This window comes from Pseudomonas sp. WS 5410 (assembly GCF_012985645.1).
In the GTDB taxonomy this organism is placed as follows: Bacteria; Pseudomonadota; Gammaproteobacteria; order Pseudomonadales; family Pseudomonadaceae; genus Aquipseudomonas; species Aquipseudomonas shahriarae.
On record NZ_JAAQWS010000019.1, the window covers coordinates 14,282 to 41,089 of the forward strand.

At 60.5% G+C, this 26,808-nt stretch carries 25 protein-coding genes; 15 read left to right on the forward strand and 10 right to left on the reverse strand.

What is annotated here, in order from left to right:
• The first annotated feature begins 14 nt into the window (after positions 1 to 14).
• The 5 genes from HBO24_RS23395 to HBO24_RS23415 are packed head-to-tail and all read left to right on the forward strand — an operon-like array spanning position 15 to position 6,074.
• Positions 15 to 1,343, forward strand: coding sequence for an LLM class flavin-dependent oxidoreductase (locus HBO24_RS23395; RefSeq protein WP_170060413.1), 1,329 nt, complete (start codon positions 15 to 17; stop codon positions 1,341 to 1,343).
• Positions 1,340 to 2,191 (forward strand): ABC transporter permease, encoded by an 852-nt coding sequence (locus HBO24_RS23400; protein WP_170060414.1) that lies wholly within the window; start codon positions 1,340 to 1,342, stop codon positions 2,189 to 2,191. The genes HBO24_RS23395 and HBO24_RS23400 overlap by 4 nt, the downstream gene beginning before the upstream one ends.
• Entirely contained in the window at positions 2,188 to 3,828 is a 1,641-nt protein-coding gene (locus tag HBO24_RS23405; protein WP_170060415.1) for an ABC transporter ATP-binding protein, read from the forward strand. Before HBO24_RS23400 ends, HBO24_RS23405 begins: the two co-directional genes overlap by 4 nt.
• Positions 3,829 to 3,836: 8 nt before the next feature.
• Positions 3,837 to 5,009, forward strand: a complete 1,173-nt coding sequence (locus HBO24_RS23410) for an acyl-CoA dehydrogenase family protein (RefSeq protein WP_170060416.1) — start codon at positions 3,837 to 3,839, stop codon at positions 5,007 to 5,009.
• A gap of 54 nt (positions 5,010 to 5,063) precedes the next feature.
• A complete protein-coding gene (locus tag HBO24_RS23415; protein ID WP_170060417.1) occupies positions 5,064 to 6,074 on the forward strand; it encodes an aldo/keto reductase in 1,011 nt (336 codons plus the stop codon).
• Between the two features lie 33 nt (positions 6,075 to 6,107).
• On the opposite strand, the gene HBO24_RS23420 is transcribed toward HBO24_RS23415, so the two are convergent.
• Positions 6,108 to 6,584, reverse strand: a complete 477-nt coding sequence (locus tag HBO24_RS23420) for an Lrp/AsnC family transcriptional regulator (RefSeq protein WP_120732899.1) — start codon at positions 6,582 to 6,584, stop codon at positions 6,108 to 6,110.
• Positions 6,585 to 6,718: 134 nt separating this feature from the next.
• Here HBO24_RS23420 and rarD point away from each other — a divergent pair, with 134 nt between their 5' ends.
• Positions 6,719 to 7,600, forward strand: a complete 882-nt coding sequence (gene rarD / locus HBO24_RS23425; protein WP_170060418.1) for an EamA family transporter RarD — start codon at positions 6,719 to 6,721, stop codon at positions 7,598 to 7,600.
• Between the two features lie 49 nt (positions 7,601 to 7,649).
• On the opposite strand, the gene hppD is transcribed toward rarD, so the two are convergent.
• The 3 genes from hppD to HBO24_RS23440 form a co-directional block, all read right to left on the reverse strand.
• Positions 7,650 to 8,726: a 4-hydroxyphenylpyruvate dioxygenase gene (hppD, locus tag HBO24_RS23430; protein ID WP_057440066.1), complete on the reverse strand. Its 1,077-nt coding sequence runs from the start codon at positions 8,724 to 8,726 to the stop codon at positions 7,650 to 7,652.
• A gap of 270 nt (positions 8,727 to 8,996) precedes the next feature.
• On the reverse strand, positions 8,997 to 9,653 hold the full coding sequence (locus HBO24_RS23435) for a fimbria/pilus periplasmic chaperone (protein WP_170060419.1): 657 nt from the start codon (positions 9,651 to 9,653) through the stop codon (positions 8,997 to 8,999).
• A 27-nt stretch (positions 9,654 to 9,680) separates the two neighbouring features.
• Positions 9,681 to 10,244: a fimbrial protein gene (locus tag HBO24_RS23440; protein ID WP_170060420.1), complete on the reverse strand. Its 564-nt coding sequence runs from the start codon at positions 10,242 to 10,244 to the stop codon at positions 9,681 to 9,683.
• A gap of 350 nt (positions 10,245 to 10,594) precedes the next feature.
• On the opposite strand from HBO24_RS23440, the gene HBO24_RS23445 reads away from it, so the two are divergent.
• Positions 10,595 to 12,136 (forward strand): EAL domain-containing protein, encoded by a 1,542-nt coding sequence (locus tag HBO24_RS23445; RefSeq protein ID WP_170060421.1) that lies wholly within the window; start codon positions 10,595 to 10,597, stop codon positions 12,134 to 12,136.
• 197 nt (positions 12,137 to 12,333) lie between these two features.
• On the forward strand, positions 12,334 to 12,699 hold the full coding sequence (locus HBO24_RS23450; protein WP_170060454.1) for a histone-like nucleoid-structuring protein, MvaT/MvaU family: 366 nt from the start codon (positions 12,334 to 12,336) through the stop codon (positions 12,697 to 12,699).
• 201 nt (positions 12,700 to 12,900) lie between these two features.
• On the opposite strand, the gene HBO24_RS23455 is transcribed toward HBO24_RS23450, so the two are convergent.
• A complete protein-coding gene (locus HBO24_RS23455) occupies positions 12,901 to 13,437 on the reverse strand; it encodes a DUF4946 domain-containing protein (protein ID WP_120732894.1) in 537 nt (178 codons plus the stop codon).
• Between the two features lie 192 nt (positions 13,438 to 13,629).
• Between HBO24_RS23455 and gloA the strand changes: the two genes are divergently transcribed.
• A complete protein-coding gene (gene gloA / locus HBO24_RS23460; protein ID WP_057440061.1) occupies positions 13,630 to 14,151 on the forward strand; it encodes a lactoylglutathione lyase in 522 nt (173 codons plus the stop codon).
• 138 nt (positions 14,152 to 14,289) lie between these two features.
• On the opposite strand, the gene ahpF is transcribed toward gloA, so the two are convergent.
• The 3 genes from ahpF to HBO24_RS23475 all read right to left on the reverse strand — a co-directional run bounded on the left by ahpF (position 14,290) and on the right by HBO24_RS23475 (position 17,598).
• Entirely contained in the window at positions 14,290 to 15,843 is a 1,554-nt protein-coding gene (gene ahpF, locus HBO24_RS23465; protein WP_057959615.1) for an alkyl hydroperoxide reductase subunit F, read from the reverse strand.
• Between the two features lie 126 nt (positions 15,844 to 15,969).
• A complete protein-coding gene (gene ahpC / locus HBO24_RS23470; RefSeq protein ID WP_010210361.1) occupies positions 15,970 to 16,533 on the reverse strand; it encodes an alkyl hydroperoxide reductase subunit C in 564 nt (187 codons plus the stop codon).
• Between the two features lie 132 nt (positions 16,534 to 16,665).
• Entirely contained in the window at positions 16,666 to 17,598 is a 933-nt protein-coding gene (locus tag HBO24_RS23475) for a site-specific integrase (protein ID WP_170060422.1), read from the reverse strand.
• A gap of 181 nt (positions 17,599 to 17,779) precedes the next feature.
• Between HBO24_RS23475 and HBO24_RS23480 the strand changes: the two genes are divergently transcribed.
• Positions 17,780 to 18,787, forward strand: coding sequence for a DNA-binding protein (locus tag HBO24_RS23480; protein WP_170060423.1), 1,008 nt, complete (start codon positions 17,780 to 17,782; stop codon positions 18,785 to 18,787).
• On the opposite strand, the gene gorA is transcribed toward HBO24_RS23480, so the two are convergent.
• The gene (gene gorA / locus HBO24_RS23485; protein WP_169960842.1) at positions 18,788 to 20,146 is read right to left on the reverse strand and encodes a glutathione-disulfide reductase; all 1,359 of its coding nucleotides are present in this window, start codon (positions 20,144 to 20,146) and stop codon (positions 18,788 to 18,790) included.
• A gap of 100 nt (positions 20,147 to 20,246) precedes the next feature.
• Entirely contained in the window at positions 20,247 to 21,086 is an 840-nt protein-coding gene (gene galU, locus HBO24_RS23490) for a UTP--glucose-1-phosphate uridylyltransferase GalU (protein WP_057440057.1), read from the reverse strand.
• 309 nt (positions 21,087 to 21,395) lie between these two features.
• Between galU and HBO24_RS23495 the strand changes: the two genes are divergently transcribed.
• The 5 genes from HBO24_RS23495 to HBO24_RS23515 all read left to right on the forward strand — a co-directional run bounded on the left by HBO24_RS23495 (position 21,396) and on the right by HBO24_RS23515 (position 26,785).
• Complete coding sequence (locus tag HBO24_RS23495) at positions 21,396 to 21,581, forward strand: hypothetical protein (RefSeq protein ID WP_029294643.1); 186 nt, start codon at positions 21,396 to 21,398, stop codon at positions 21,579 to 21,581.
• A gap of 685 nt (positions 21,582 to 22,266) precedes the next feature.
• Positions 22,267 to 22,788 carry a fimbrial protein gene (locus HBO24_RS23500; RefSeq protein WP_169960843.1) on the forward strand — a complete coding sequence of 174 codons (522 nt, stop codon included), beginning with the start codon at positions 22,267 to 22,269 and terminating at the stop codon, positions 22,786 to 22,788.
• A 50-nt stretch (positions 22,789 to 22,838) separates the two neighbouring features.
• The gene (locus tag HBO24_RS23505) at positions 22,839 to 23,399 is read left to right on the forward strand and encodes a fimbrial protein (protein ID WP_057440056.1); all 561 of its coding nucleotides are present in this window, start codon (positions 22,839 to 22,841) and stop codon (positions 23,397 to 23,399) included.
• Positions 23,400 to 23,420: 21 nt separating this feature from the next.
• Positions 23,421 to 26,030, forward strand: a complete 2,610-nt coding sequence (locus tag HBO24_RS23510; protein ID WP_170060424.1) for an outer membrane usher protein — start codon at positions 23,421 to 23,423, stop codon at positions 26,028 to 26,030.
• A complete protein-coding gene (locus tag HBO24_RS23515; protein WP_115128117.1) occupies positions 26,027 to 26,785 on the forward strand; it encodes a fimbria/pilus periplasmic chaperone in 759 nt (252 codons plus the stop codon). The genes HBO24_RS23510 and HBO24_RS23515 overlap by 4 nt, the downstream gene beginning before the upstream one ends.
• The last annotated feature ends 23 nt before the right edge of the window (positions 26,786 to 26,808 follow it).

Consider the following 26,808-nt stretch of genomic DNA (forward strand, 5'->3'; position numbering starts at 1 on the left):
CCCCAGGAACCTGCATGAAAAAGCACATGAGCATTGGCATGAACATCCTCGGTTTCGGCGCCCACGCGGCGGCCTGGCGCGTCGGCGAAGTGCCGGCCGATGCCTACCTGGATGTGGAGTACTACCGCACTATCGCGCGCATCTCGGAACGTGGCTGCCTGGATGCGATCTTCCTCGCCGACGGCCCGGCCCTGGCGGGCGATGTGGCCACGCAACCGGTAGGCCGCCTGGAACCGACCATCCTGCTGACCGCCGTGGCCCTGGCCACGCAGCACATCGGGGTGATCGCCACCGCCTCCAGCACCTACAACGACCCCTACAACCTGGCGCGACGCTTCGCCTCCCTGGACCATATCAGCGGCGGCCGCGCAGCCTGGAACGTGGTGACCAACGCCACTGACGCCGCCGCGCAGAATTTCGGCCTGGCCAACCAGTTGCAGCACGGGGAGCGCTACGCCCGCGCCGAAGAATTCATCGACATCGCGTGCAAGCTCTGGGACAGCTGGGAAGACGACGCGATCATCGGCGATGCCGGCAACGGCCGCTACGCACATCCCGACAAAATCCACAGCCAGGACTTTGTCGGCCGGCATTTTTCCATCAAGGGCCCGCTGAACCTGCCCCGCTCGCCCCAGGGCCGGCCGGTGCTGGTGCAGGCGGGCTCATCGGAGGGTGGCAAGGCCCTGGGTTCGCGGTATGCCGATGCGATTTTCACCACCCAGACCAGCCTGGAAGATGGCCAGCACTTCTACCGCGACATGAAGCAGCGCGCGCGCCAATGGGGGCGCAACCCCGAGCACCTGAAAATCATGCCGGGCTTGTCCACGGTGATCGGCAGCAGCGAGGCCGAAGCCCATGCGCGCTTTGATCAACTCAATGCCTACCACGGCGAACATGGCCTGATTCAGCAAGTGGCCGCGCGAATCGGCATCCCCGCCGAGGAACTGCAGTTGGATGCGACACTGCCGTGGGCGCGGATCGGTGAAGTGGGCACCTATGAGAAAGGCTCCCAGGGGTTTCTCGAAGCCCAACTCAATCTGGCCCGCCGCGAAGGCCTGACAGTGCGCGAACTGTCGCGGCGCATCCTGGTCGGCCATCGCCTGCTGGTGGGCACCCCGGAACAGGTGGCCGACACCCTCGAACACTGGTTCCTCGCGGGCGCCGCCGATGGTTTCAACATCATGCCGGACATGTTTCCCTCGGGGGTCGAGGTGTTTGTCGATGAAGTGGTGCCGCTGCTGCGCAAGCGCGGGGTATTTCGCCATGAGTACAGTGGCAGCACGCTGCGTGAGCACTTGGGGTTGCCATACCCACAGAGTCAGTATGCGAGGAGCCTGGCATGAGCACCTATACCCTGCCCTGGCGCTTGCCCTTGGCGCTGCCGAGCACCTTTCGCCCCGGCCTGTCACTGGCCTGGCTGTTTGTGATCGGCTTGTTTATCGCGGCGCTCGTGCCGCACTGGCTGACCGGCGTCGACCCACTGGCCGCCGCCGCCCGCAACGCCTACCTGCCACCCAGCGCCAGCCACTGGCTGGGCACCGATGAAAACGGGCGCGATGTGCTCGCCCGCTTGATCCACGGGGTGCGCCCTTCACTGTTGATGGGCCTGGTGTCCACGGCCATCGGCCTGGGCGCCGGGATCATCCTCGGCTTGGCGGCCGGCCTCGGCCCGCGCCTGGTGGATGGCGCGATCATGCGCCTGATCGACGTTTTGCTGGCCTTTCCCGACCTGCTGTTGGCCCTGGTGATCATCACATTCTGGGGCCAGGGCCTGTGGATCAGCCTGATTGCAGTGGGCGTGGCGAGCATCCCGCGCTTTGCGCGGATGGTGCGCGCGCAGACCCTGGTGGTGCGCGATGCACCCTACGTCGAAGCCGCCACCACCCTCGGCCGGCATCGCGCAGCCGTGGTGTTGCGGCATGTGCTGCCCAATGCGATCAAGCCGATCCTGATCCTCGCCACCATTGGCATCGGCCACAACATCATCACCGGCGCGGCGCTGAGCTTCCTCGGCTTTGGCGCCTCGCCGCCCGCGCCGGAGTGGGGTTCGATGCTCGCCATGGGCCGCAACTACCTGGCCAATGCCTGGTGGTTGGTGGCCTGGCCGAGTGTGGCGATCATCCTGACGGTGGTATCGATCACCGCCCTTGGCCGGGACTGGCTGGCGCGCAGCGAGGGTAAATCCCGATGAGTACGTTAGTGGATGTACAAGACCTGCGGGTACAGTTTGGTCACACGCCGATTATCAAGGGCATATCGTTCAGCCTGGCCGCCGGTGAATGCCTGGCGCTGGTGGGCGAGTCTGGCTCGGGCAAGACTGTCACCTCGCGCACCCTCAGCGGCCTGAGCGGCGCCGGCTCGCGGGTACAGGCCGCGCGCCTGGCGTTTGCCGGCACCGACCTGCGCCAGTTGGACGACCGCGCCTGGCAAACCCTGCGCGGTGCGCAGATCGGCTTTGTGATGCAGGACGCCCTCGGCTCCCTCGACCCGCTGCACCCGGTAGGCAAGGAAATTGCCGAACCGCTGCGCCTGCACACGCCACTGGGTCGCGATGAGCGCCAGGCACGGGTCATCGAACTGCTGCGCGCGGTCGGCGTGCCGCAGCCCGAGTTGCGCGCCTTGCAGTACCCCCATCAACTGTCGGGCGGGCTGCGCCAACGGGCGCTGATCGCTTCGGCGATTGCCGCCGGCCCGCGCCTGTTGATTGCCGATGAACCGACCACGGCGCTGGACGCCACGGTGCAGGCCCAGGTCCTGGCGCTGCTGGAGTCCCTGCGCTCCCAGGCCATGGCGATGCTGGTGGTCAGCCATGACCTGGCGGTGGTGTCGCGCCTGGCGGACCGGGTGGCGGTGATGCATCACGGGGTGATTGTCGAGCAGGGTCCGGTGGAGGCGATCCTGCATGACCCGCAGCATCCCTACACCCAGTCGCTACTGCGGGCCGGGCGAGCGGTGCATTTCCAGCGCCCGGCCGTGGCGGCGCCGAAAGTGGCCAGCGTCGAGCGCTTCGACCTGCCGTTGATCGAGGCGCGCAACCTGCAAAAAACCTTTATCGGCCCCGACGGCCAGCCCCATGTTGCAGTGCACAACGCCAGCTTCAGCCTGCGCGCCGGGGAAACCCTGGGAATTGTCGGCGAGTCCGGCAGCGGCAAGACCACCCTCACCCGCATGCTGTTGGGCCTGGAGCGCCCGGACGCCGGCGATGTGTGGCTCAACGGCCGGCCCTGGAGCGCACTGAACGATCAACAACGGCGCCAACTGCGCCAACGCATCCAGGCGGTGTTCCAGGACCCGCAAAGCTCGTTCGACCCGCGCTACACCGTGGCCCGCGTGCTTAACGAGGCGCTGCAGGTGGCCGGCCTGCCACGCCGCGAATGGCCGGCACGCACCCTGGAGCTGCTGGAACTGGTGCGCCTGGACGCCAGCGTGCTCGAGCGCCGCCCCCTGGAGCTTTCCGGCGGCCAGCGCCAACGTATCGCCATTGCCCGCGCCCTGGCGCCCAACCCCCAGGTGCTGGTGTGCGACGAGCCGGTGTCGGCCCTGGATGTGTCGGTGCAGGCGCAGATCCTCGCGTTGCTGGCTGACCTCAAGTCCCGCCTGAAACTGGCCTGCCTGTTCATCTCCCACGACCTGGGGGTGATCAACCAGGTCAGCGAACGGGTGCTGGTGATGAAGGACGGCGAGGTGGTTGAAAGCGGCCCTGTGCGCGATGTGTTTGACCACCCGCAGCATGCCTACACCCGTGCCCTGCTCGATGCCATCCCGCAGATCGACCAGCCCGCCCCGGTGCCCGAGCACCACTTCATTACCTACGCCATTGCCATATAAGGATTGTCATGAGCTTTTTGTCCGTGCCAGAGCTGTTGCAGCGTGCCGCTGTGTTATTGCCGCAGATCGCCGAGGGCGCCGCCGAACGCGAGCGCACCCGGCAACTGCCCCATGAGCAGATCCGCCAGTTGGCCGCAGCGCGCTTGTTGACCCTGCGCATTCCCCAGCGCTACGGCGGCAGCGAGTCCAGCGTGCGCGAGGTGGTGCAGTTCGTCATCGACCTGGCGGCGGTGGACTCCAATATCGCCCAGTCCCTGCGCCCCAGCTTTGCCTTTATCGAAAGCCTGCTGGTGCAGCAGTCCGAAACCGAGCGCCAGCTGTGGTTTGCCCACTACTTGCAGGGCGAGGTGTTCGGCAATGCCGGCTGGGAAATCGGTGGCGCCAACGGCCAGGTCAGCGCGCGGATTGTGCCGCAGGGCGAGCACTTTCGCGCCAATGGAAGTAAGTACTACAGCACGGGCGCGCTGTATGCCGATTGGGTCAGCGCGGTGGCGCTGGACGAGAACGACGAGCCGGTGTCGTTCGTGGTGCCCCGTGACCGCGAAGGCCTGGAGCTGATGGATGATTTCGACGCCATGGGCCAGCGCCTGACCGCCAGCGGCACCACGCGCCTGAACAACGTGCTGGTGCGCCGCGAGGAAATCCGCACGCGGGTGGTGGAGGAAGGCCAGCGTTCGATCATCACGCCGTTCCTGCAACTGTTCCTCGGCGCGGTGCAGGCCGGCATCGCGCGCAATGCCTTGAACGATGCGGTGGCCTTTGCAAGGGACCATGCGCGGCCGATCAAGCACAGCAGCGCCAGCCGCTCGGTGGACGACCCCTATGTGGAGTTTTCCGTGGGTGAGATCTCGGCCCGTGCGTTTGCCGCCGAAGCGGCGGTGTTGCGCGCCGCCGACACCCTCGACGCGGCGTGGGCCGAGGAGTTGAGCCATGAGGCCGTGACCCGCGCTGCCATCGATGTGGCCCAGGCCCAATACATCGCCGCCGAGTCGGCACTCAAGGCTGGCGAGCTGCTGTTCGACGTCGGCGGCGCCTCCACCACCGGGCGCAGCCATAACCTCGACCGGCACTGGCGCAATGCGCGCACCGTGGCCAACCATAATCCCCGGCATTGGAAGGCCGCGGTAGTCGGCGCTTATCAGCTCAAAGGCACCGAGCCACCGACGTCGGGCTTGTTCTAGAGCCTTGCTCTCTGGTATTGCATAGCAACCGTCTGCGCTTTTGAGGAGTTCACCATGATTTACCGCACACTGGGCCAGTCCGGGCTCAAGGTCAGCGCCTTGACCCTGGGCACCATGATGTTTGGCGAACAGACCAACACCGAAGATTCGCTGCGTATCATCGACAAGGCCTGGAATCAGGGCATCAACTTTATCGACAGCGCCGACGTCTACACCGGCGGGCGTTCGGAAGAAATCGTCGGTGAAGCCATCAGCCGCCATCGCGCCGATTGGGTCGTCGCCTCCAAAGTCGGCTTCGGCCCGCCGGATGGCCTGCCCAACCGCAGCGGCCTGAACCGCAAGCGCATTTTCAACGCGCTGGAAGCCAGCCTCACCCGGCTCGACACCGACTACCTGGACATCTACTACCTGCACCGCGAAGACCACGACACCCCACTGGACGTCACGATTTCGGCGATCGGCGACCTGATCCGCCAGGGCAAGGTCCGTTACTGGGGGCTGTCCAACTACCGCGGCTGGCGCATCGCCGAAGTGGTGCGCGTGGCCGAACGCCTGGGGGTCGACCGGCCGATCATCAGCCAGCCGCTGTACAACATCGTCAACCGCCAGGCCGAGGTGGAGCAGATCACCGCCGCAGCCGCCTATGGCCTGGGCGTGGTGCCCTACAGCCCGCTGGCCCGCGGGGTGCTCAGTGGCAAGTACGCGCCGGATATCAGCCCCGAAGCCGGCAGCCGCGCTGCGCGCCAGGACAAACGCATCCTGGAAACCGAATGGCGCGTGGAATCGCTGCGCATTGCCCAGCAGATCCAGCAATACACCGCAGGACGCGGTGTGGGCATCGTTGAATTTGCGATTGCCTGGGTGCTGAACAACCAGGCCGTCAGCTCGGCGATTGTCGGACCGCGCACCGAGGCGCAGTGGGATGCCTACACCGGGGCGCTCGATGTGAAGATCAGTGCCGAGGATGAGGCGTTTATTGACTCACTGGTGACGCCGGGGCATGCGTCGACACCGGGGTTCAATGATGTGGGGCACTTTGTTTCCGGGCGCATCCACCGCCCCTGAGCCCCTGTGGGAGCTGGCTTGCCTGCTCCCACATCAGCCCAGCGGCACATCCAGGCTGACCTTGACCCGGTCCATCACCACAATGCTGCGAAACCATTTGATATTGCGGTTCTCGTAGAACAGCGTGCGGGCCAGGGTTTCGTAGGCCTTCATGGTCTCCACCACAATCACCAGCATAAAGTCCGCATCGCCGGTGACGTAATAGCACTGCTGCACCTCGGGGATCGACATCTGCACCTTGAGCACATCGAGGTCCTCGATGTGGGTGCGTTCGGCGTGCACCTCCACCAGGATCGTGATCGGCTTGCCCACTGCATCCTGATTGACCACCGCCGTATTCGCGCTGATCGCCCCGCTCTGCTCCATGCGCTTGATGCGCCGCTGCACGGCGGCGGTCGACAGGTTGACCTGTTCGCCAATCACCCGCAGCGCGGTGGTGTTGTCGCGTTGCAGGTGCTTGAGAATCGCGCGGTCGAAATCATCCAGGGGCGGCTGGGGGCTGACGGGCATGCTGGCGAACCTTGGAGGTGAGAAAATTTCCCATAAGATGCCGTAAAACAGAGCAAACGTCTCACCTCAAAAGCAATATATTCCCACCTGAAATTCCCCCCCTCTTTTGTTTGAATCGGTTTGGCGAGGACTGCGTGTCTAAAGGCGTTGTTTTATCGGTAGCGGCCTCGGTGTTGTTTGCCGTGATGTATTACTTCACATCACTGCTTGCGCCCTTGAGTGGCCTGGAAATTTTCGGCTGGCGCATGCTGCTGACCGTGCCGTGCATGACGGTATTTATGGTGGTCAGCGGCGAGTGGCGTCAGGTGTGGCAATTGCTGCGATTGCTTGCGGGCAAGCCACGGCTGATCGGTGGGATTGTGCTGTCGTCGGTGCTGCTGGGGGTGCAACTGTGGCTGTTTATGTGGGCGCCGCTCAATGGCCGCAGCCTGGATGTGTCCCTGGGCTACTTCCTGCTACCGCTGACCATGGTCCTGACCGGGCGCCTGGTGTATGGCGAAAAACTCTCGCGACTGCAGCTGATCGCAGTGGTGTTTGCGGCGATTGGCGTGCTTAACGAGTTGTACCAGGTGGGTGGTTTTTCCTGGGCGACGCTGCTGGTGATCATCGGTTACCCGATCTACTTCGTGCTGCGCAAACGCCTGGGCACCGATCAGTTGGGCGGCCTGTGGCTGGATATGGCGCTGATGCTGCCGGTGGCCTTGTGGTTTGTCCAAAGTGGCGAACAGGGCTTCGCCGTGCTGGATGAACACAAAGGGCTGTATGGATTGATCCCGATGCTCGGGCTGATCAGTGCTTCGGCGCTGGTGTGCTACATCATCGCCAGCCGCCTGTTGGCGTTCAGCCTGTTCGGCCTGCTCAGCTATGTGGAACCGGTGCTGTTGCTGGGGGTGGCGCTGCTGCTGGGGGAAAGCATCGGGCCGGGTGAATGGCTGACCTATATCCCGATCTGGCTGGCGGTGATGGTGCTGGTGTTCGAAGGGTTCAAGCATCTGGTGCGTCAGCGCCGGGCTTGAACGGGAAAGGTGTAGGAGCTGGCAAGCCGGCTCCTACAGGGGGCTAGGATCAGTCGGTGGTCAACACACCACGACGAACCTGGTCACGCTCGATCGACTCGAACAGGGCCTTGAAGTTACCTTCGCCGAAACCGTCATCACCCTTGCGCTGGATGAATTCGAAGAACACCGGGCCCATCAGGGTTTCCGAGAAGATCTGCAACAGCAGGCGCTTGTCGCCGGCCACGGACGAACCGTCCAGCAAGATACCCCGCGACTGCAACTGCTCCACCGGTTCGCCGTGGTTTGGCAGGCGGCCTTCGAGCATCTCGTAGTAGGTGTCCGGCGGCGCGGTCATGAAGCGCATGCCGATCTTCTTCAACGCGTCCCAGGTCTTGATCAGGTCGTCGGTGAGGAACGCCACGTGCTGGATGCCCTCGCCGTTGAACTGCATCAGGAACTCTTCGATCTGGCCGGCGCCTTTGGACGACTCTTCGTTCAACGGGATGCGGATCATGCCATCCGGGGCGCTCATGGCCTTGGAGGTCAGGCCGGTGTATTCGCCCTTGATGTCGAAGTAGCGCGCTTCGCGGAAGTTGAACAGCTTCTCGTAGAAGTTGGCCCAGTAGACCATGCGCCCGCGATAGACGTTGTGGGTCAGGTGGTCGATGACCTTCAGGCCGGCGCCCACTGGGTTGCGGTCCACGCCTTCGATAAACACGAAGTCGATATCGTAGATCGAGTTGCCTTCACCGAAACGGTCGATCAGGTACAGCGGCGAGCCGCCGATGCCCTTGATGGCCGGCAGGTTCAGCTCCATCGGGCCGGTTTCGATATGGATCGGCTGGGCACCCAGCTCCAGGGCACGGGTATAGGCCTGTTGCGAATCCTTGACGCGGAACGCCATGCCACACACCGACGGACCGTGCTCGGCGGCAAAGTACGAAGCGATGCTGTGGGGTTCGTTGTTGAGGATCAGGTTGATCGCGCCCTGACGGTACAGGTGCACGTTTTTCGAGCGGTGGGTTGCCACCTTGGTGAAGCCCATGATCTCGAAGATCGGCTCCAGGGTGCCCGGGGTCGGCGATGCGAATTCGATAAATTCAAAGCCCATCAGGCCCATTGGGTTTTCGTATAGATCTGCCATGATTTGGCGCCTCATCATCTTTTTTAGAATTAAGTAAATTAATTGCCAGCAAGGATGAGGTGAGCAGGTGGCGCACAGGAAATGCCCCGCACGCTGCGGGCGAGGAAGTCACCGTAGATGAGTTGGAACCCGAGTAGCTTCATGGTTGAGTCATTCTCTTACGGGCGTCTCTGACGGACGAGGCCTGCATGGAAACAGGCGCTTATTCTTGTATGCGTAAACCGATTCTACACAGCGTAAACAGCTTTGTCCGTATTCCTTATCAAATCCCTATGCCCAGGCGGGCGCAAGGGGTTTATTGCCCAGATAGATGCCCTGCTGATCGCTGGGGACCACCTGCCCGCCCACGACCAACGCGACGTCATGGAACGTCACATGGAAAGGCGACGGGTTGAAGACACGCAGGACCGCCGGTTTGCCGGTGTGCAGCGTCCAGATCAGTTGCCCCGGCGCATCCTGGGGGCTACCCGACAAGCCCTGGGGCCGGAAAAACACCTTGGTGCGAATGCGAAAGGCGAAACGCAACTGGTTCTGGCGCTCTGCAGCCGCGAATGCTTCCGGCTGGCGGGTCGCGGGCGGCACCTCCAGCACGTTGAGCCAGAACAGCGATTCCCTGTCCCTGGGCAGCGGTTCCTGGGTATACGCCAGGCGTATGGCCTGGCTCTTGCCCGGATCCAGGCGAAACACCGGCGGGCTGAGGGTGAACGGCACCTCACTGTGCTCGGCAGTCAGCCGTGCATCACCGCCATCCAGCCACACCTGCACCAGGCGCGCGGCATGTGCGTCATCGTTGCTCACCTGCACGGTGATTTCCCTGCGCGGCTCAGGGTAAATCTGCCGGGTGCCACTGATGATCACCCCGGCCTGTGCCTGCCCGAAGACCAGGCACAGGCAGAGCGCTACCTGCAGGCGTGCTACGCAACCCATGGCCCGGGCCCTCGGTCTATCGGGCGATCAGGGAAAGATCACCGAGTACTGCACCGCCGTAGTCACCAGCCCTACCCCCGCCGCCCCGCCCGTGGCGATGTAACGTACCGCAAAGGGCAAGGTTGCCAGGCCGCAGGTGACCGTGGCCGTGCTCGAAGCATGGCCGGTACGCAAGTCCATCGGCTTCTGGGTGGCGCCGTCGAGAATTTGCACCTCTACTTTGGCGGCAGCGGTTTTGGGGGCCATGTTGCGCAAGTTGCCGGTGGCCGGATTGATCGCCGGGCTGGTGCTTTCATACAACACAGCCACCTTGGTCGCATCCGCACAACTGGCGCCGCCGCCCACATAAATAAAGAATGGCTTGGCGCTGGCGGTTGCCCCCTCCGTCGACAGGGCGCTGGCTTGCACTTTGTCCAGGACCACCGGAAAGTTCGCACCGGAGCCCGCGAAACCACCGGTCCCGCCACTGATCGTGCAGGTGGTGCCGGTGATTTCTCCGGTCAGGGTGATGGTGCCATCGGCGGCAGTGGCCAACGGTACGGCAAGCCCGCAAGCAAGCAGCAAGGCAATCGCCAGGACATGGTTTTTCATACACGTGTTCCTAAGGGTTACGAGCCCCGGTCAGACGACGCGCAGGCACAAGCCCGCCCGCCGAGTTCGAGCTCAATGCAGCAAAACTGTTGGTTCTTGAATGGCAGCCTCTTCACGAGACTGAAGTTTTTTCTGGCGAGCACTGATCCAAGCAACAACGCAATAGACCAAACAATTTTTTCTCGTCAAAATATGTTGCAAAGTTTGGCAAGATTAAAAAACACGCACAACTAGCCAAGTCGTTAGGTCTACGCTTTGCTAATGCCATAGACCAACTATCATTGTTACTTCAGACGTACTGCCTGTAGCCGCTACCAGGCCCTTCCCTCACTTTGCTACAGGCTGCGTAAATGCCACTTACCCTCAAAGGTCCGCGCAAGCGCGCCGCCCGCTCCTTGATCACGGTCCTGTGCGGCCTGCTGCCGATTCTGCTGGGAGTGGCCATCCTGCACCTGCAGGCCAAACGCACCCTGGAGCACAGCACGTCGCAGACGGCGACCGAGGCCGTGCGCCAATTCGACCTGATGCTCGACAACACCGCCCGTGCCGCCCAGGAACTGCTGCCGCTGGCGGGCAAGGCCTGTGACAACGCGGTGCAACTGGCGCTGCGCGAGCAAGTCACACGGCGCCCCTTTGTACGCGCAACCACCTTGTCGTGGAAAAAGTCCATTTATTGCACCTCGCTGTTTGGTGACACCCACGTGTCTGCGGTCAATCCTGACGACTACGTCGAGGGTCGCCTGTGGCTGATGAATGGCAACCCGGTCACCCCCGATACCGCCCTGTTGGTGTACCGGCTGGTGGAGGGCGACAAGGCTGCGTTTGCTTCGATTGACGGTTACCACCTGACCAATGCCCTGCGCCTGATCAGCCGCTACGCGGACCTGGTGTTGCAGGTCGGCCCCAATTGGTTGGGCAGCGACGGAAAAGTCAAAAACAGTGCGCCGCCGGAGTTTCCCGTGGCCCACCAGCACCTCGCCTCCCAGCGCTACGCGTACAGCGTGGAAGCCGGCATGCCCGAAGGGGAAGTCTGGCGGTATATGGAAGCGCGCTACCCGGCGCTGTTCAGCCTGCTGGTGTTTTTCGGCGTGCTGGCCGGCGTGCTGGCGCACTGGGTGCAAAAACGCTCCTCCGCCCCCACCCACGAACTGCAGCGGGCGCTGGGCGCCAATGAGTTCGTGCCGTATTACCAACCGGTGGTTCGTGGCGATAACCTTCAATGGGCCGGCTGTGAAGTCCTGATGCGCTGGCAGCACCCCAAGGAAGGCCTGGTGCGCCCCGACCTGTTTATCCCCCTGGCCGAGCACTCCGGGCTGATCGTGCCCATGACCCGCGCCTTGATGCGCCAGGTCGCCACACAACTGGCGCCCCATGCCGATCGCCTGGGCAGCAATTTCCATGTGGGGATCAATATCACCGCCCGGCATTGCCAGGACCTGGTGTTGGTGCAGGACTGCCAGGAGTTCCTCGCCGCCTTCAAGCCGGGCCAGGTACTTTTGACGCTGGAGTTGACCGAGCGCGAACTGATCGAACCCACCGAGGTCACCCGCCAGCTGTTCCAGGCCCTGCACGAACTGGGCGTGATGATCGCCATTGATGACTTCGGCACCGGCCACTCCAGCCTGGGTTATTTGCGCAACTTCAATGTTGACTACTTGAAGATTGATCAAAGCTTTGTGGCCATGATCGGAGCCGATGCGTTATCGCGGCATATACTCGACAGCATCATTGAGTTATCCGGCAAGCTTGATTTGGGCATCGTCGCCGAAGGCGTGGAAACCCAAGAGCAATGTGACTATCTGGCCGCGCAAGGTGTGGACTTCTTGCAGGGCTACCTGTTTGGTCGCCCGGAGCCTTTTGACGCGTTCATTAAATCTTTGCGGCGCGATTGAATATCCATCTAGCATCAGATGAAAAATTGTTATTTATACAAAAGACGTGATTTACTCGTGGCGCATTAACTACTACAATTTTTCCTGCCTGCGCCGAATCGGCAGGAGAACCACTTTTACCGAGTCATGCTGAGGCTCTTGGCTTATAGCTTTGTTTGCAGTGGGTATCAGCCAAATACACTATTGGAGTAAATATTTTGTCCAGACTCGCCGAATTTCGTGCCGCAGAAAAAGCCCTTCAAGAACAGCTCGCCCAGCTGGAATCCCTGAAGAACGACGCTGGCCTGAAGAAAGAAATCGAATTTGAAGAAAAGCTTCAAGGGCTGATGAAAACCTACGGCAAGAGCCTGCGCGACATCATCTCCATCCTTGATCCAAACCCAGGCAAGTCGGGGATCCAAGTGGCAGCCGCCCCCAAAACCCGCCGCGCACGCGTGATCAAGGTGTATCACAACCCGCACACGGGTGAACTGATTGAAACCAAGGGCGGCAACCACCGCGGCTTGAAGGCCTGGAAAGAACAGTATGGCGCTGCCACTGTAGATTCCTGGCTGCGCGGCTAATACAGGCGCACTAATAAAAAGCCCCGCTGATGCGGGGCTTTTTGTTTTTGCGCCTCGATTTCAAACGCTGCCGCGTGCGAAAGTGAACTTTGAAATACACTCCACTTCGAACACAATCGCCGAACAGCCGCTGTACACCGCAGTCCTGTAGTTATGGGTTTTTCTGTCAATGTGCCATGTCAGGCATCTAGCCATCGCCGATCAAAGTTTCAGGCTTGCACGTACCGAGCTGACTTCTTCCTTGCTCGACTCATAGGCAGCGGCTTGCCCGGCATATGAAAAAACATAGGCCTTATTCGTATCGACAGCACCCACCAGTGTTTGCGAGAGCACATGCCGACCGTTCTCGGTAATCACGCAGGTAGTTTCCAGCGCCTCAAGATGACTTAAGGTGCTTGAGTGAATCTTGTTGCAGACACTTTGATAACCACTGCGGGCAAAGTCCTTCTGGATGGACTTGCGCATCTCCAGCAACACCCCTTGCAGATTGACCACATGCCCAGGCTCGATCGGCGTACCCGTCAACTCCATGACCATCAGCGTCTCGCCGTTCTCATCGTTCTTGATCGCGCGCTGGCGCGACACCGGTGACGGCGTGGCCGGCGCATCGGCATCCGCCACCACCTCCTCCACCTGCCAGCCGCTGGGCCAATGAATCTCCGGGTCTGCCGCCAGTGCAACGGTGCTGCCCAAGACAAGCCACAAGGCGGCCAACAATGGTTTGTTCAATCGGCTCATTGCAAAAAACACTCGAAGTTCAAGCCGCAAAGTTTGAGCCCGCCGAGGGGATGGCCGCAAGGCCCGGGTGCGTTTTTCATTTGGCGCGGCCGGTGCAGCTTGCGTATCATGATCCGGCTACACGGATCTGCCGCACGCCAAGGGACCGCTCAAATCACGAGCTGCGTCTGCCCCATTTTTTCTGGAGGGCCCATGAGCCTGCACGAATTGAACACCTTCCCGGGCGTCACCGCCCAACCCGACACCGCCACTTCGAACTTCGTGTTCAACCACACCATGCTGCGGGTCAAGGACATCACTAAGTCCCTGGACTTCTATACCCGCGTCCTGGGTTTTTCCCTGGTTGAAAAACGCGACTTCCCGGAAGCCGAATTCAGCCTGTACTTCCTCGCCCTGGTCGACAAGGCGCAGATTCCAGCCGATGCCGCCGCGCGCACCCAGTGGATGAAGTCGATCCCGGGCATCCTGGAACTGACCCACAACCACGGCACCGAAAACGATGCCGACTTCGCCTACCACAATGGCAACACCGACCCGCGCGGGTTTGGCCATATCTGCATTTCGGTGCCGGATATCGTCGCGGCCTGCGAGCGCTTTGAAGCCTTGGGCTGTGATTTCCAGAAGCGCCTGACCGATGGGCGGATGAAAAGCCTGGCGTTTATCAAGGATCCGGATGCGTACTGGGTTGAGATCATTCAGCCAGCGCCGCTGTAAACCGGTTTGTTGCCCCTGTAGGAGCGTATCACCGTGGTGTAACGGTCACGCCGAGTCGCCTGCCTCGCAGGCCAGCTCCCACAAAAGCAACACCCACAAAAAACCCATGATCACTCATGGGTTTTTTAGTATCGGGCCTTACGCTCGGATCAGGTAATCAAAAGCACTCAGGGAAGCCTTGGCGCCCTCGCCCACCGCAATCACGATCTGCTTGTAGGGCACGGTGGTGACGTCACCGGCGGCAAACACGCCGGGCAGTGAGGTCTCGCCACGGGCATCGACAATGATCTCGCCACGGGGCGACAGCTCCACGGTGCCCTTGAGCCAATCGGTGTTGGGCAACAGGCCGATCTGTACAAAGATACCTTCCAGGTCGACGGTCTTGAATTCGCCGGTATCACGGTCTTTGTACGCCAGGCCAGTAACCTTCTGGCCATCACCTTTGACTTCACTGGTCAGCGCACTGGTGATCACGTCAACGTTCGGCAGGCTGTAGAGCTTGCGCTGCAATACGGCGTCGGCGCGCAACTTGCTGTCGAACTCCAGCAAGGTCACGTGGCTGACAATACCGGCCAGGTCGATGGCTGCTTCAACGCCGGAGTTACCGCCACCGATCACCGCCACGCGCTTGCCCTTGAACAGCGGACCATCGCAGTGCGGGCAGAAGCACACACCCTTGGCCTTGTATTCCTGCTCGCCCGGCACCCCCATTTCGCGCCAGCGGGCACCGGTGGCCAGGATCACGGTCTTGGACTTGAGGGTCGCACCGCTTTCAAAGCGAATTTCATGCAACTCACCGGGATTTTTCGCCGGGATCAGGCTGCTGGCGCGCTGCAGGTTCATGATGTCCACGTCGTACTGACGCACGTGGGCTTCCAGGGCGCTGGCGAGTTTCGGGCCTTCGGTTTCCTGCACCGAGATAAAGTTCTCGATGGACATGGTGTCCAGTACTTGCCCACCAAAACGTTCGGCGGCCACACCGGTACGAATACCTTTACGCGCGGCGTAGATCGCGGCGGCAGAACCGGCCGGGCCACCACCGACGACCAGCACATCGAACGCGTCCTTGGCGCTGATTTTCTCGGCGGCCTTTTCGATACCGCTGGTGTCGAGCTTGGCGAGGATTTCTTCCAGCCCCATGCGGCCCTGGCCGAAGTTCACGCCGTTGAGGTAGACGCTGGGCACCGCCATGACCTGGCGCTCGTCGACTTCCGCCTGGAACAGTGCGCCATCAATGGCCACGTGGCGGATATTGGGGTTGAGCACGGCCATCAGGTTCAGCGCCTGGACCACGTCCGGGCAGTTCTGGCAGGACAGCGAGAAGTAAGTCTCGAAGTTGAACTCACCTTTAAGGCTGCGAATCTGTTCAATCACTTCGACACTGGCCTTCGACGGGTGGCCACCGACTTGCAGCAGGGCCAGCACCAACGAAGTGAATTCATGGCCCATGGGGATGCCGGCAAAACGCAGGCTGATATCGGCACCCGGGCGGTTGATGGAGAACGACGGCTTGCGCCCATCATTGCCATCGGTTTTCAGGGTAATCAGCGTGGTGAGGCTGGTTACGTCCTGCAAAAGAGCAAGCATTTCCTGGGATTTCGCACCGTCGTCGAGGGAGGCAACGATCTCGATCGGCTGGGTGACCCGCTCCAGGTATGACTTCAACTGAGCTTTAAGATTGGCGTCCAACATACGGGCGATTTCCTATTTCAAATCAATTCGGTAAAAAAAAACGCCCGAGCGAATCTCGCCCGGGCGTTTTTGAGGGCGGTGCGGCTTACTTAAGGTGCGGCAATCCGCCCTTGATACTTCACAGACTTAGATCTTGCCGACCAGGTCCAGGGACGGAGCCAGGGTAGCCTCGCCTTCTTTCCACTTGGCTGGGCACACTTCGCCTGGGTGGGCAGCGACGTACTGGGCGGCCTTGATTTTGCGCAGCAGCTCGGAAGCGTCACGGCCAACACCGCCGTCGTTCAGTTCAACGATCTTGATCTGGCCTTCAGGGTTGATCACGAAGGTGCCACGGTCTGCCAGGCCAGCTTCTTCGATCAGCACGTCGAAGTTGCGGGAGATGGTCAGGGTTGGGTCGCCGATCATGGTGTACTGGATTTTGCCGATGGCTGGCGAAGTGTTGTGCCAGGCAGCGTGGGCAAAGTGGGTGTCGGTGGACACGCTGTAGATCTCGACGCCCAGCTTCTGGAATTCGGCGTAGTTGTCAGCCAGGTCTTCCAGTTCGGTTGGGCAGACGAAAGTGAAGTCGGCTGGGTAGAAGAACACGACAGACCACTTGCCTTTCAGGTCAGCGTCCGACACGTCTACGAAGTTGCCGTTTTTGTAAGCGGTGGCTTTGAACGGTTTTACTTGGCTGTTGATGATAGGCATCGTTGACTCTCCGTCAGGGGTTAGTAAGTTGATGGGTGAATCCTACCCAGTCTCATCGCCGATGGCTCATTGCCAAACCTGATGCCGCCGATTGGTTTTGGCTATCAACCAGCTGTATTAATAGAAGAAATCTTAAAGCAGCGGATCGCGGGCCTGAGTCATGCCAAGAAAGGGCGTCGCTTCAACATAGCGCATGGCGGACTTCATGTCCTTCCAGCCGACGTAACCCATCAACGACTTCAAATCCCAACCGCTGCGATGGGCCCAGGTGGCGAAGCCCCGGCGCAAGGAGTGGCTGGTGTACTGCTCGGCAGCAATGCCCGCGCGCCCGAGGGCCTGGCGCAGCAGCGGGATCACGCTATTGGCGTGCAACCCCTCCTCGCCCAGGTTGCCCCAGCGATCGATCCCGCGAAACACCGGGCCGCGCACCAGGGCCGAGGCACTCAGCCATTCGGCATAGGCCTGCACCGGGCACAAGCGCAGCAGTGCCGGGGTTTGATAGGTCTGGCCGAGGTTCTCGCGGTCACTCTTGCTGCGCGGCAAGTACAGGGTGATGCCCGCGCCTGGTACCGCCTGCACATGCTCGATCTGCAGCCGACACAGCTCATCACTGCGAAAACCACGCCAGAAGCCCAGCAGGATCAAGGCCGCGTCGCGCTTGGCGCGCAGCCAGCGCGGCCGATCGCCCTCTGTCCGCGCCTGCTCAGCTTCGCGCTCAAGCCAATTGACCACCTGCTCCAGGTGCTGGAGCTGCAAGGGCTCGGCCTGTTTTTCCTGGGCCGGGTGCACGGCGCGGATGCCCTTGAGCACCTTGCGCACCACCGGCGCTTTGGTCGGGTCCGGGAAACCCTGGCTGGAATGCCATTGCGCCAGCGCCGACAAGCGCAATTTCAGGGTATTGACCGACAACACCCCGGCGTAAGCCACCAGATAACGGGCCACGCTGTCGCTGGTGGCGGGCAGGAAGCCACCCCAACTCACTTCAAAGTGCTCGATGGCGGCGCGATAGCTGCGTCGGGTGTTATCGCGGGTGGCGGCGTTCAGGTAACGATCAAGTTCACTCATAGCGCTATCGCCAAGGGGTTGGTGTACGGGCATAGGGGGTGAATCTGCGTCAAATGGGTCATCACACGGGATAATACGCCAATATCCCATCTGTAAAATCATCAATTTAAAGGAAATTTTATTCGTGATAGAGTATGTATATACATAATACATACCACAGTACTAAATCGACGGAGACCCCATGGCTCGCGGCGGCATCAATAAAGCAGTAGTTCAAACGGCACGCCTGGCAATCCTCGCCCGCGGCGAAAACCCCAGCATTGATGCGGTACGCATCGAAATGGGCAATACCGGCTCGAAAACCACCATCCACCGCTATTTAAAGGAGCTGGACGAGAGCGAAACCCGCCTCGCCATTACCGAGGCGCCCATCGACGATGAGCTTGGCGAGTTGGTCGCACGCCTGGCCCAGCGCTTGAAAGAGAAGGCCCAGGAACCCATCGACCAGGCCCTGGCGCAGTTCGAGCAGCAGAAAACCGCCCTGCTCGCCCAGGCAGAGGCACTGACCGCAGCCCACAACCAGCTCCAGCAGCAATTTGATATTCAGGCCGCCGCCCTGGCGGAAGAAAGCGCAGCCCTGCAGACCGCCAGCACCAGCCTGCAAACCGAGCAAACCCGTAACGCCGGACTCAGCCAGGCGTGCAGCGACTACGAGCTACGACTCGCGGACAAGGACGAACAGATTCGCTCGCTGGAAGACAAACACCTGCACGCCCGCGACGCCCTTGAGCACTACCGCACTGCAATCAAAGACCAGCGCGAACAGGAACAACGCCGCCACGAAGGCCAGCTGCAGCAACTGCAGGCCGAACTGCGTCAGGCCCAGCAGAGCGCCATGGTGCGTCAGGACGAAATCACCCAGTTGCACCGTGACAATGAGCGGCTATTGATTGAGCACCGGGTCACGGCGAAGGAGTTGGCGACTCTGCAAGAACAAAGCCGCAAGGATCAGGCCCAGCAGCTCAAGCTGAGCGAACAGGTAAGCCTGATTGATAGCGAGCGCACCCTGCTCCAGGAGCGTCTGCGGGTTGCCGTGCTGGACAACCAGGCACGGCAGGAGGCCCTGGCCGAGCAGCAGCACAGCCGCAAACCCCTGGAGCTGGAGCTGATCAAGGCCCAGGCCACCATTGAGGCGCTGCGCCTGGCCGCCGTCGTTGCAACGGCGCCAGAGGCAACAGGGAATACCTGATCAGCCAGCGACAGGCGTGCGCATGGTGACAAACTCTTCCGCCGCCGTCGGGTGCACGCCGATGGTCTCGTCGAAATGCTGCTTGGTCGCCCCCGCCTTGAGGGCGATCGCCAGGCCCTGGACAATCTCGCCCGCATCCGGCCCGACCATGTGGCAACCCAGCACCTTGTCGGTATCGGCATCGACCACCAGCTTCATCAGCGTGCGCTCCTGGCACTCCGTCAGGGTCAGTTTCATCGGCCGGAAGCGGCTTTCGAAAACCTGCACGTTATGCCCATCGGCCCGCGCCTGCTCTTCGCTCAGGCCCACGGTACCGATATTCGGCAGGCTGAACACTGCCGTGGGGATCATCGCGTAATCCACCGGGCGGTACTGCTCAGGCTTGAATAGACGCCGCGCCACCGCCATGCCTTCAGCCAATGCCACGGGTGTCAGTTGCACGCGACCAATCACGTCCCCAATGGCCAGGATCGACGACTCGGCGGTCTGGTACAGATCGTCAACCTCGATAAAGCCACGCTTGTCCAGCTTGACCCCGGTGTGCTCCAGGCCCAGGTTATCCAACATCGGGCGCCGGCCCGTGGCGTAGAACACGCAATCGGCTTCCAATACACGACCGTCTTTCAGGGTGGCCTTGAGGCTGCCATCGGCCTGCTTGTCGATACGTGCGATATCGGCGTTGAATTGCAGGTCCAGGCCGCGCTTGGTCAGCTCTTCCTGCAAGTGCTTGCGCACCGCGCCATCAAAGCCGCGCAGGAACAGATCGCCGCGATACAGCAACGACGTCTGCGCGCCCAGACCATGGAAAATCCCGGCAAATTCCACCGCGATATAACCACCACCCACCACCAGTACGCGCTTGGGCAGTTGCTTCAGGAAGAACGCCTCATTGGAACCAATGGCATGCTCATGCCCCGGAATCTCGGGGATCTGCGGCCAGCCGCCCGTGGCGATCAAGATGTGCTTGGCCGTGAAGCGCTCGCCGTTGATCTCGACCTCGTGGGGGCCGGTCAGACGCGCATGGCCTTCGTGCAGGGTCACCCCGCTGTTAACCAGCAAGTTACGGTAAATACCGTTGAGGCGATTGATCTCGCGATCCTTGTTGGCGATCAATGTCGCCCAATCAAAGTTCGCTTCGCCCAAGGACCAGCCAAAGCCGCTGGCTTGTTCGAAGTCTTCGGCAAAGTGCGCGCCATACACCAACAGTTTTTTCGGCACGCAGCCAACGTTGACACAGGTACCGCCCAGGTAGCGGCTTTCCGCCACGGCCACCTTCGCGCCAAAACCTGCGGCGAACCGCGCCGCCCGTACACCACCGGAACCGGCGCCAATCACATAAAGATCAAAATCGTAGGCCATTTCACTCTCCTCGGCAGGGCATCAGGATACCCGCTTGCGCCCAAAAAACCAGAAAGCCACCCGAAGGTGGCTTTCTTGAGACTCAACAGGCAATGCTTAATCAGTAAGCCTTGCCAGTCTTGTAGAAGTGCTCGTAGCAGAAGTTGGTCGCCTCGATGTAGCCTTCAGCGCCACCGCAGTCAAAACGACGGCCCTTGAACTTGTAGGCAATCACGCAACCGTCTTTGGCCTGTTTCAGCAAAGCATCGGTAATCTGGATTTCGCCGCCCTTGCCTGGCTCGGTTTCTTCGATCAGCTTGAAGATATCCGGGGTCAGGATGTAGCGACCAATGATTGCCAGGTTCGACGGAGCATCTTCCGGCGCCGGCTTCTCGACCATGTCGCGAACGCGGATCAGGCCATCACCGATGTCATCACCGGCGATCACCCCGTACTTGTTGGTTTCCGCAGGGTCGACTTCCTGCACCGCAACGATGGTGCAGCGGTACTTCTGGTAGAGCTTGACCATCTGGGTCAAGACGCCGTCGCCTTCCAGGTTGACGCACAGGTCGTCCGCCAGGACCACGGCAAACGGTTCGTCACCGATCAGTGGGCGACCGGTAAGGATCGCGTGGCCAAGGCCTTTCATCTGGGTTTGACGGGTGTAGGAGAACGAGCACTCGTCGAGCAGCTTGCGGATACCGACCAGGTATTTTTCCTTGTCAGTGCCCTTGATCTGGTTTTCCAGCTCGTAGCTGATATCGAAGTGGTCTTCCAGTGCGCGCTTGCCACGGCCGGTGACGATGGAGATTTCGTTGAGGCCGGCATCCAGTGCCTCTTCGACGCCGTACTGGATCAGTGGCTTGTTTACCACCGGCAGCATTTCTTTAGGCATGGCCTTGGTCGCTGGCAGGAAGCGAGTACCGTAACCGGCTGCTGGGAACAAGCATTTCTTGATCATAAAAGTCCTTAATAAGGGCTGTGCGTACGAAATTCGGCGCAGTCTAATCAGGCCGCAGCCACCTTACAATGGGCGCTGCTGGCGTTGCGATGTCAACATAGAGAAAAAATGTCGGCGTTAGTTCCACCGATCCTGCAATTGGCCCTACCAACGGCAAGCTCAAACCAACCGTGCCCCGCTACTTAAAAGGCCTTCGGTTGTTTTAGCACGCTTTTGGGTGCAGAGCACTGACCTGCAACAACTTGCGCTTGCCCTGCGCGTTTGGCGTTATCATAGCCCGCTTGAACCAGACCACGAGATTGTTAATCGATGTCAGAACCCAAAGGCGTAAACGGCTACCTGATCACTAAGCGAGCAGACGGCTGGCACCTGATCAATTTTCACGGAGACAGCGTCGCCGGGGCATTCGCCACCGAGAGCCAGGCTATTGCAGTAGCCGAAGTGTTTGTGGACGAAGCCGGTCACGCATCGAGCAAAAGGCCAAAGGGGAAATAAGCCCCTACGATTGCACATAAAAAGCCCCGATGATCGGGGCTTTTTTGTTTGACAACAGCCATCCCATTGCATTGCCTGTATCTGCGCCCTGGCAGAGCCGACGCACTCACTCAGGAGAGGGAAAATTAGTTCGCTCTCCTCAACATACACTATTGCCTCCAAACACTTGCCAACCTATTTTTATAGCAACTCGCCCCCTCGCTAAACCAAATGTAGTCCACGTCTTACGGTCATTTCTCGATTATTGGAAAACGGCCATAACTTTCCTATATGCCCCACCACTAAAAGACTACGCAAGCAAGGGAACCGGACGACTTCCTTACTAAAACTAGTAGCCTAATAATTGCCCCGCCTCGAATGTTCTCCCGAAGCGCAATACAAATAGTTGGAAAATCAGGACTTCGCTGAACACCAACTCAACCGCACCCGGGCTGAGTTTTCTGCGAGCCTCCGCTGAGGCAAAGAGCCGACTGGCCGGACCGTTCCGGCTTGCCGCACGACCCTGGACTGCGCCTATAAAGCGGCGAACTCAATCGCAAGCTTTCGATACCTCAAGAGAAGAGGAGAAATCCAAAGCACTGAAACCTGGACACTTAACTGCACACTTCATAACCGCTTTTTAATAGGTCCTACGCACAGTTGCGGCCGGACTTCTCAACAACACTTACTCTGTAGGTATCTGCAAATGAAAAATAATTTTAAAACTGCACTGCTAACTATCGGACTATTTGCTGGCGCGATCTCTGCCGCTCATGCGGCAGATGGGACAGTTACGTTCGAAGGGTCGGTCCACTCGGGTGCTTGTTCTATTAAGCCTGACTCCGTAGATCAAACTGTTCATCTTGGCGCGATCGCCAAACATCAATTGCAGACAGGGGGGAAATCTGAAGCCCGGCGCGTTCTGATTGAACTTGAAGGCTGCGACCTGGCAGGCCTGACTGATAATACGGTGACGACTACATTCACGGGCGCGCCCTCAAGCGTTGTCCCGGGCGGGTTGGGCACAGTGGGTAGCGCGGGCGGTATCGGCATCATGATGACCCATGGTAGCCAGCCCATTGAGCTGGGTGTCGCAACGACCCCGCAAGCCATTGCCGTCGGTAACAACACCCTGGAGTTTGGTGCCTATGTACAAGGTGCCGCCACCGGCACGATCGTGCCTGGTGATTTCAGCGCGGTGACCAATTTCACCCTGGCCTATCAGTAAGTACGGCCCCCGCCACTTCGGGTGGCGGGGGATTCTGACGGGAGATACAGGTGAAAACATTCCTGAGTTTCGCCATTGCCTCTTCATTGACGGTGCTCATCAGCCCTTGCGTTTTCGCGAATGCGGCGGCGCAAGGTGAGGGGTTAGTCACCCTGGGAGGAGAAGTCATTGACTCCGCTTGCGGGCTGGAACTGGTCAGTGCCGATCAAACCATCGAGATGCCACCCGAGCCCATAGGCCGGCTACTGCGCAGTGCGATAGGTGAACCTCACCCCTTCCAGTTGCGCCTGGTCAATTGCTCCTTGACCCGCCCTGACCCGTCACGCCCGGATGTGAACCTGCCGGATTGGCAGCACCTGCAAGTGACCTTTGACGGTGCCCGCGATAGAGACGGTCGCTCCTTTGCTGCCTTTGGTGGTTCACAGGGGGTCGCCCTGCACATTTGGGATGCGGCCGGCCAGGAGAGCATTCCGGGTGAACCGATGCCGTTGCTGCCGTTGGCAGAAGGCGACATGACACTGCACTACACGCTGCGCCTGGTCGGCAACGGGCTGCCGCTGATGCCTGGCGCTCACGGTGCCGCCGTGCGGTTCAAGCTGGAATATTTTTGAACATTGATGAGTCGCTTTTTCATGTTGAATACGTCGAAGGTCAAATATTCGCTGCGTCCAGGCCTATTTAGCGGGTTGATGTCACTGGCTGGAACTGCAATGGCCAGCGGGGATATCGAGTTCAATACGGATGTTCTTGATCTGAATGATCGCACCAATATTGACTTGTCCCGATTTGCGCGCAGCGGGTTTATTCTGCCCGGCACCTACTCAATGGTGGTGCAGGTCAATGCCCAGCCTATTGCTGAGCAGTCGGTGGTGTTCTATCCCCCCGATAATGATCCCAAGGGCAGCCAGGCCTGTTTGTCCCCCGATCTCGTCGAGCAGCTTGGCCTCAAGGCGTCCGGCGCGGCAAAACTCACCTGGTGGAATAACGGGCAGTGCCTGGATATCCAAGGGCTGCCGGGCATGGAAGTGAGTGGGGATCTGACCACCTCGACGCTGACTATCAACCTCCCCCAGGCTTATCTCGAATACAGCGACATCAATTGGGACCCGCCCTCGCGCTGGGATGAAGGTGTGCCGGGGCTGTTGGCGGATTACAGCATCACCGCGCAGTCCAACTATCAAAACAATCGCGGCAACCGCAACAACCTGAGTGGGAACGGAACGCTCGGCGCGAATGCCGGGGCCTGGCGCCTCAGGGCCGACTGGCAGGGGCGTTTCGAGAGACGCCGTGAGGGCGAAGCCAAGGACCAGAAACTGGACTGGACGCGCTACTACGCCTATCGCGCAATTCCTGCGCTGAAGTCGCGCCTCGTGGTGGGAGAGAACTACCTGTATTCGGACCTGTTCGACAGTTTCCGCTTTACCGGCGCCGCACTCAGTTCGGATGAAAACCAACTGCCCCCCAACTTGCGTGGCTACGCTCCGGAAGTCGTCGGAGTGGCGAAAACCAATGCAAAAGTCGTCGTCAGCCAGCAAGGCCGTGTGCTGTATGAAACCCTGGTCGCGGCAGGCCCCTTTCGCATTCAGGATCTTAACGATGCCGTGTCCGGCTCGCTGGATGTGCGGGTGGAAGAACAGGACGGCTCGGTCCACAGCTTCCAGCTAGATACGGCGGGTGTTCCCTACCTGACACGCCCCGGCCAGGTTCGCTACAAGCTGGCAACGGGACGACCGTCCAACCTCCAGTACAACGGTGACGGTGATTTTTTCGGGACCGGCGAGTTCTCCTGGGGGGTCAGCAATGGCTGGTCGCTGTTCGGCGGCGGGATCACGGATAACAACTACCATGCGCTGTCCGTCGGCGCTGGGCGTGACCTGCTCGCGTTCGGGGCCCTGTCGCTGGATGTCACCCAGTCCCAGGCAACCGTCTGGAATGAGCGGCTCGCGGGTAAATCCTACCGCCTCCAATACTCCAAGCACTTTGAGCAGTACGACAGCCAGATAACCTTCGCCGGCTACCGGTTTTCCGAGAAGGGCTTCCTGAGCATGAGTGAATACCTCAACGCTCGGCATTACGGTTTGAACGGCGAACTCGGCGGGCGCGGGGGGTACAACGAGGACGGTGAACGCATTGATGACTGGAAGCCTATCGGCGGGAGCAAGGCCCTTTATACGGCCACGGTGAATAAGCAGTTTCGCGACCTTGGGGCCACGGTCTACGCCAGTTACAACAAACAAACCTATTGGGACCGGCCACACACGCAGCGCTGGAACATGTCCGTGTCACGTTATTTCAATGTGGGCACCGTGAAAAACATGAGCCTGTCCCTGAACATCTTTCGCACCCTGGAATACAGCTACAAGGATAACGGTGCGGCGCTGACGGTCAGCCTGCCGCTGGGGCGCACCGGCACGCTATCGCTGGATGCCTACCGGGCCGCGGGCGATAACAGTTTTTCGTCGCGCTTCAGTGATCGCCTTGATGCGCGCAATAGCTACCAACTCCGTGCAAGCGATAGCTCTGCCAGCGGCTATCTGACCCACATGGGCGATCAGGCCGATATCGACCTCAGCGCTAGCCAACAATCCGGTAACAGCAGCCTCGGTGTGTCTGCGCGCGGCGGTGGCACGCTTACGTCTCACGGCGCTGCGCTGCACCGGACCAACAGCACGGGCGGAACCCGCCTGATGGTCGACACCGGCGGCGTACCGGATGTGCCTGTGCGGGGTTACGGCAGCCCAAGCCGCAGCAATGCCTTTGGCAAGGCGGTTATCTCGGATATCAGCAGCTATCAGCGTACGGCGGCCAGCGTCGACCTGGAGAGCCTGCCGAACAATGTCGAAGCCACTCAATCGGTGACGCAACTGACACTGACCGAAGGGGCTATCGGCTACCGCTCACTGGACGTGATTGCCGGCGAGAAAGCCATGGCGGTTCTTCGCCTGGAAGATGGCAACTCACCGCCGTTCGGCGCGCAGGTCAAGAACATGAAACAGCAGGATACCGGGATTGTGAATGACGACGGCCATGTCTATCTGAGCGGTATACAGGCCGGCGGGCAGATGGCCGTCAGTTGGGGAGGTGCCGAGCAGTGCATCCTCACGCTCCCTGTCGTTTTGCCTGCTGATGGCTTGACCGATGCCCTGCAATTGAGCTGCCGCAAGACCGCCACTGATCAATCCTTGCCCGTGCCGCCGGTACTGAGCGGGCAGCCTACCGATACGGAGAACACATCCTCATGACGCTCAAGACGCGCCGCCCTCTTCCGGCCTTCGCCCTGCTGGCACTGGGCTTGAGCCCGAGTGTAAATGCCGCGATCGGCCTGGACCGCACCCGAGTGATTTTTGATGGCGGCAAACAGGCCACCAGCGTGAACATCACCAATAACAACACCCAATTGCCGTATTTGGCCCAGGGCTGGATCGAGGATGAAGCGGGCACGAAAATCACCACTCCCCTGATCGTGTTACCGCCGGTTCAGCGCTTGGAGCCGGGGAAACAGAGCCAGGTGAAAGTCCAGGCATTGCCGGCGGCAAAAATGCTGCCGCAGGATCGCGAGACGGTCTACTACTTCAATTTGAGGGAGATCCCGCCGCGCAGTGATAAATCCAATACCCTGCAAATCGCCCTGCAGACCCGAATCAAACTGTTCTACCGGCCGCAGGCCATTGCGCCGAGCCAGCAAGACCTATCCACCCCCTGGCAGGAAAAGCTGACCCTGACCCGCATAGGCGCCAGTTATCAGGTGAATAACCCAACGCCTTACTACGTGACCCTGGTGGATGCGCGCAGCAGCAGGGACGGCAAAACCGTACCGGGCTTCGAGCCGGTGATGGTACCGCCCAAAGGCGCGCTGACGCTGGGGCCATCGGCCGACACACTCGGTACTACGCCCTACTTCTCCTACGTCAACGACTACGGTGGTCGCCCACTGCTGGCTTTCACCTGCAGTGGTGAAACCTGCAAGGTCAGCTCACAAACCCCACCGCCCAAATGAGTAGCGCCTGCCGCGGGAGAACA